The 6,120-nt window shown below is 68.4% G+C and carries 2 protein-coding genes; both read left to right on the plus strand.

Annotation, left to right across the window (positions count from 1 at the left end; all coding sequences use genetic code 11):
• Positions 1-117 precede the first annotated feature (117 nt).
• Positions 118-4,104 (plus strand): BTAD domain-containing putative transcriptional regulator, encoded by a 3,987-nt coding sequence (locus tag F1599_RS24855; protein WP_150084838.1) that lies wholly within the window; start codon positions 118-120, stop codon positions 4,102-4,104.
• Between the two features lie 290 nt (positions 4,105-4,394).
• On the plus strand, positions 4,395-5,570 hold the full coding sequence (locus F1599_RS24860) for an F-box protein (protein ID WP_150084839.1): 1,176 nt from the start codon (positions 4,395-4,397) through the stop codon (positions 5,568-5,570).
• Positions 5,571-6,120 lie beyond the last annotated feature (550 nt).

Below are 6,120 nucleotides of genomic sequence, written 5' to 3' on the forward strand. Positions count from 1 at the left end.
GCAGCAGTACCGCGCTGCGTCAATCCGTGGCCTATAAAAGAGCTTTCCAGGCCAGCTTCGCAAGCCGATGCCGCCGCGCCTGCCTCTGACATCGGCCACGGCAAGGACTCCCAAGCGATGGCGGCGGTCCGTCTCGATCTGTTCGGCGGCTTTACCCTGAGTTCGCCGGACGGCACTCCCATCCCCCTGTCCGCGCGCAAGGCGCGCGCGGTGCTGGCCTATCTTGCGCTGGCCGACGGCCGGCCGCAGCCGCGCGACAAGCTGGCCGCGCTGCTCTGGCCCGACAGCCATGCCGAGCAGGCACGCACCAGCCTGCGCCAGGCACTCAGCGCGGTGCGCCGCGCGGTGGAGGGATATCCCGTGGTGCTGGCCGATGCCGACCGGGTGGCGCTGTGCGGCGTCGCGGTCGACGTGGTGGCCTTCGAAGACCATCTGCGCGCTGCTACCCCGGAGGCGCTCGAGGCCGCCGTCGCGCTGTATCGCGGCGATCTGCTCGAGGGATTCGATGCCGCCGCGCCGACCTTCGACCATTGGCTCGCGGTCGAGCGCGAACGGCTGCGCGGGCTGGCGCTGCAGGCGCTGGCGCGGCTGATGGATCGGCACGAGCAGGCGGGCGAGCTCGATCGCGCGATCGCCTGCGCCACGCGCCTGCTGACGCTCGATGCCCTGCAGGAGTCGGTGCACCGGGCGCTGATGCGGCTGTACGACCGGCAGGGTCGGCAGGCGCTGGCGCTCAAGCAGTACCGCCTGTGCCGGATCGCGCTGCAGCGGGAGCTGGGCGTGTCGCCCGAGGCGGAAACGGAGGCGCTGCACCAGCAGATTCTGCGTGCGCGGCGGCAGGCGTCGCCGGTGCCGGCCGCACCGGCGGGGATGTCGGCCGCGCCGCCGGTGGCGGTGTCCGGGGCGCCGGTGTCCGCGGCTCCGGTGGTGCCGGAGGCCTCGGCCGGCGCCGGCCCCACTGCCGCACCGATCGCCGGCGCCGCCAGGGCAGCCGCGGCGGTCGCACCCGGTACGCCGCAGCCGCGCCATGCCGTCGTCGTGGTTGCCAGCGTCGACGATATCGGCGCCCATGCCGCCGGGCTCGACGCCGAGCAGATCCATGGCCTGCTGATGCGCTGGCGCGAACGGGCCCGGGCGTTGGCCGCTGCCTGCGGGGGCACCGTGACCGACGAGATCGGCGCGCGGCTGACCGTCGTGTTCGGCGTGCCGGTGGCCCACGGCAACGATGCCGAACGCGCGATGCACGTCGCCGTCGGCCTGCACGACGGCGTGCGGCGCCTGTGCCCCGAGTGCGCGACGCCGCCGGCGGTGCGGGTGGGCGTCGCCAGCGGACAGGTCCTGTTCGCGGCCGCGCCACCGACCGCTGGCGGCGCGATGACGCTGACCGGCCCGCCGGTCAACGTCGCCGCGCGCGTGATGGAGCACGCGCAGGCCGGCGAGACCGTGGTCTCGAATCGCGTCTTTCTCGCCTTGCCGGGGCGCCTGGAGGTCGAGCATCTGACCGATGTGTCGATGCCGGGCATCCCCGAGCCGATTCCGCTATGGCGCGTGCGCCGGTTTCTCGATGCCGCCGAGACGGCGCCCCAGCATGCCTTCGTCGGACGGCAGGCCGAGCTGGTGCAACTGGCCGGCGTGGCCGGCGATTGCCTGCGCTCCGGACAGGGCCGCGTGGTGGTGATCCGCGGCGAGGCCGGCATCGGCAAGAGCCGGCTCGCCGAGCGCTTCGTCGCGCTGGCGCGCGAACACGGCATGGAAGCGCTGCGCGCGCTGGTGCTCGATTTCGGCGTCAGTACGTCGGGCGATCCGCTGCGCGTGCTGGTGCGCGCTCTGTTCGGCATCGATGCCGGCGCCAGTACCGAGGCGCGCGCGGCGGTCATTGCGGGCTCGATCGCCAGCGGCCGCATCGACGATGACGACGTGCCGTTCGCCTTCGATCTGCTCGACGTACCCCAACCCGAGGCGCAGGCCGCGGCGCTGGCGGCGATGGATGCCGGCGCGCGGCAGCGCGGCGTGCAGCGCTTCCTGCTGGCGCAGGTCGCGCGCCGCAGCACGTTCAAGCCGCTGCTGATCGTCGTCGAGGACGTGCATTGGGCCGAGCGCGCGCTGCTCGATTGTCTGGCGCGGCTCGCTGCCGCCACGCGAAGCTGCCGGCTGGTGCTGGCGATGACGGTGCGGCCGGAGCAGGATCCGCTCGACAGCGCATGGCGCGCGGCCGCGGGTGGCGCGTCGCTGACCACGATCGACCTCGGGCCGCTGAACGATGCGGAGGCGCGCGAACTGGCGACGCGCTATCGCCATGTCGACGAGCAGCTGGCCGATTCCTGCATCCGCCGCGCCGAAGGCAATCCGCTCTTTCTCGATCAGTTGCTGCGCAATGCGGCCCCCGGCACGGACGCCGAGGCGCTGCCCGGCACGCTGCAGAGCATCGTGCTGGCGCGCATGGACCGCTTGCCCGAGTCGCATCGCCAGGCCCTGCAGGCGGCCGCCGTGCTGGGTCAGCGCTTCTCGCCGGTGGCGCTGCGCCATCTGCTTGGCACGGACGACGATCCCTGCGAGGCGCTGGCGCGGCAGGCGATGCTGCGGCCCGAGGGCGAAGACTACCTGTTCATGCACGCGCTGATTCATCAAGCCGTTTATGCGTCGCTGCTCAAATCGCGCCGGCTGGCGCTGCATCGGCGCGCAGCGGACTGGTATCGGAGCCGCGATCTGACGCTGCATGCCGAGCATCTCGACGCCGCCAGCGATGCCGGGGCGGCGCCGGCCTACGAAGCGGCGGCGCGGCACGAGGCGGGGCACTTCCGCAACGAGCGGGCGCTGCGGCTGGTCGAACGCGCGCTGGAGATCGTCGGCGATGGCGCGACCAGGCAGTCGCTGGCCTGCCTGCGCGGCGAGCTGACGCTCAATCTCGGCCAGCCGGCCGAAGCATTGAAGGCGTTCGAGCACGCGGTGGCGCTGGCCGACGACCACAGCCAACGCGCCCACGCGTGGTTCGGCGTGGCCTCGGCACTGCGGCTGCTGGACCGCTACGAGCGCGCGTTGATCGCCCTGCAGCATGCGCAGCGCGGCGCCGCGGCAATCGGCGACGCCGACATGCTGGCGCAGATCGAATCGCTGCGCGGCAACGTTCATTTCCCGATGGGTGACCTCGACGCCTGCCTGACCGCGCATCAGCGCGCGCTGCAGCACGCCGGCGTGGCGGGCTCGGCGCTGGGAGAGGCCCGCGCCCTCGGCGGCCTCGGCGATGCCTACTATCAGCAAGGCCGTATGGTCACCGCCCGCGCGCATTTCGTGCGCTGCGTCGAACTGGCCCGCGCGCGCGGCTTCGTGCGGATCGAAGGGGCAAACCTGCCCATGGTCGGCGCGGTCGACCTGCTGTGCAATGCCTTGCCGTCCGCACTGGCGCGCTGCGAGGAGGCGCTGCGCATCGCCCGCAGGATCGGCGATGCGCGCATCGAACTGCTGGCCTATGACGTGATGGCGTCCACCGAGCAGCAGACCGGCGATTGGGCGAAATCGCAGGCGCATGCCGAACGGGCGTTGGTGCTGGCGCGGCGTTTGGGGGCGCGTCGCTTCGAAGCGGAACTGGCCGGACGGCGGGCACTGGCCATCGGCAACCAAGGGCATCCGGAGGCCGCGGAACAGTTGCTGGACGAAGCGCTGGCGTTGAGCCGCGACACCGGCATGCGGTACTCCGGCCCGATGATCCTGGGGTTTCTCGCCCGCACCTCGCGCGATCCGGACAAGCAGCGCCGTGCGTTGGCGCAGGGCGAGGCGATCCTGGCGCAAAGCTGCGTCAGCCATTGCCACCTCGATCTCTACGAGGCTGCGATCGAAGTTTCGTTGCGCAACGGCCGTTGGGACGATGCGGACCGCTATGCCGACGCGCTGCAGGCCTACACGCGACCGGAGCCGTTTCCGTGGGCACAGTTCCTGATCCGCCGCGCCCGGGTCCTGGCGGCGCTGGGCCGCAGCCAGCGCGGTGCCAGCCAGACCGGGCTGCGGGCCGAGCTGATGGCGCTGCGCAAGGAGGCCCTCGGCGCAGGCATGCTGGCGGCCCTCGCGGGTATCGATGAGATGCTCAGGCGCGTTCACACCGCTCACTAGCGCGCAGCCGTGCGGGCGTCCCCCGTTCGGCCATCTACCCGCTGTACCACGACTGAATCGAAAACCTGCCAACGATTTCCAATAGCGCCACTGGCTTGCTGCCCGGCACCATCTGGCCAGCATCGGCGGTACGCCGCCGCTGCACCACCCTCCGCCACGGTCTGGCGGAATCCATCCCCACTTCGTCAGGAGCAATCATGGCTGGCACTCACACTGTCGCTTCGTCTGCCATCGTCGACTCGAGGCCACCGCCCCATCCGGGCGCCGACACGCCACGCGATCATGGCACGATGGCCGTGCAAGCAGGCGGGAACTCGGCTCGCATCCAGTATGTCCGTGCTGCGGACGGGCATCCGGCCCACCAGGGGGGCGATGGGAAGGCCGGTCCCTGGGACAAGGTCCTGTCGTTCTTCGGTATCCGAAAGCCCGCTCCCCATCATGATCGGCCGCACATCGCCGACTCGCGGCCAGCTGATCGGCCGCCGGTAGAGAACCGAGTCGAAACGACGGTTGTCCAATCGGCCCCGCCCCCGGCCAAAGCGGAATCCGCGACACCGTTTCCGATTCTGAAGCTTCCGTTCGAGCTGCTTTGCGAGGTGATGGCGCGGGTGCCCCATGACGAGCGGCACTTCTTCCGTCGCGATGCATCGTTGGGAACAACTTGCAGGAAATTTCACGATGCCATCGCCGCCGTGGCCAAGATGCCACGGTATCGCGATGACGACGCTCTTGCCCGACGTATGGCCGGAATGAGATGGGCGAGTCAGCTCGTTCCAATGATCGACACCATTGCCAATGCGAAGGCACCAACTCGCGAGTGGGCACTTGCAGCGGTGGTTCGGATGGCCGGCGGGATGTCGGCAGCAGGCAGGCGAGCAATCGTGTTGGCGATCCTTCAACGTGCGAAGGATCGTTCGACACTGTGGGCACTTGAATTGATGCGCCACTTGGCCATGAGGCTGCCCGATTCGGATGGCGAGCTCTTGTCCATATTGACCGACCGCGCCATACAGATCGATGCGCAAAGTGATGACGAACATCTGGCCAAGGCGAGAGTCCTCGCACAACTCGCACAACGAATCAGCCCTGATGATCTGCCCGGAACCGTGCGCCGCTGGGAGTCGATATACAAAGCGGTCTCGGCGCATCCCCGCAACGAGGATGTCCTTACCGTGCGCGGCCTGAGAGCTGGATTCGATCATTTGAGCAGCGACACATTCAACTGCAAGTTCAATGTCGAATCCGAGGGAATGCTGCTCTGCAGACTGATTTGGCTCTACCGCGCAGTAGACAGCCTGCAATCCAGGCAGTACGAGGCGGCCTGCACCGCAGAGGAGTTGGTCCCCAGAGAGCCGCCTAAGCCTTTACCCGGGACAGTGAAGCCGCCGGATCCATGGCGCGCATACAGCAGCATCATGGATCGCCCCATACCAAAAATCGATCGCTTGCCATCCCACATCATGTAGCAACGCCCCGTTGCGTGGATCGCAAAGAATAGCAATAGCCCGGAGGAGACGATGCGAATTGATGGGTTTCGCCCGAGTACTCAATCGAATGACAATAAGTTGCCCGACTCGGAAACCGGGCGGTCAAATACAAGCCCCCGGGGCGACCCGCTCCTCGACGATATAGGTTCATCCGGCCATGGCATCGCACCATCGTTCCAACCAGACTTGGATATCGATCGGGGTCCCAATGCATTGAACCTGCTCAAAGATGAGTCTTTGAATCCGCTAATCGTCATTGACGAGCTGGGTAGCGGAATCGCTGAGAAGTCGACTAACAACCGAAACGTGAGGCCCGTCCCTCCTCGCGAACCTGTCCGGTCCTCTCAAGTCCCCACATGGCCTCCCCCGTACCTCTCTCACGCGAAGCTCTCGGAGACAAAGTGAATCGCCCCGGGTTTTGCGGAGGCTCTCACTCTTGAGAGAATGCGAGCCATGAGCAAGAACAACGCAAACAAGTTTTCCCCGGAAGTGCGCGAGCGCGCCGTGCGCCTGGTGCAGGAGTCGCGCG

The organism is Cupriavidus cauae, from assembly GCF_008632125.1.
GTDB classification, from domain to species: Bacteria; Pseudomonadota; Gammaproteobacteria; order Burkholderiales; family Burkholderiaceae; genus Cupriavidus; species Cupriavidus cauae.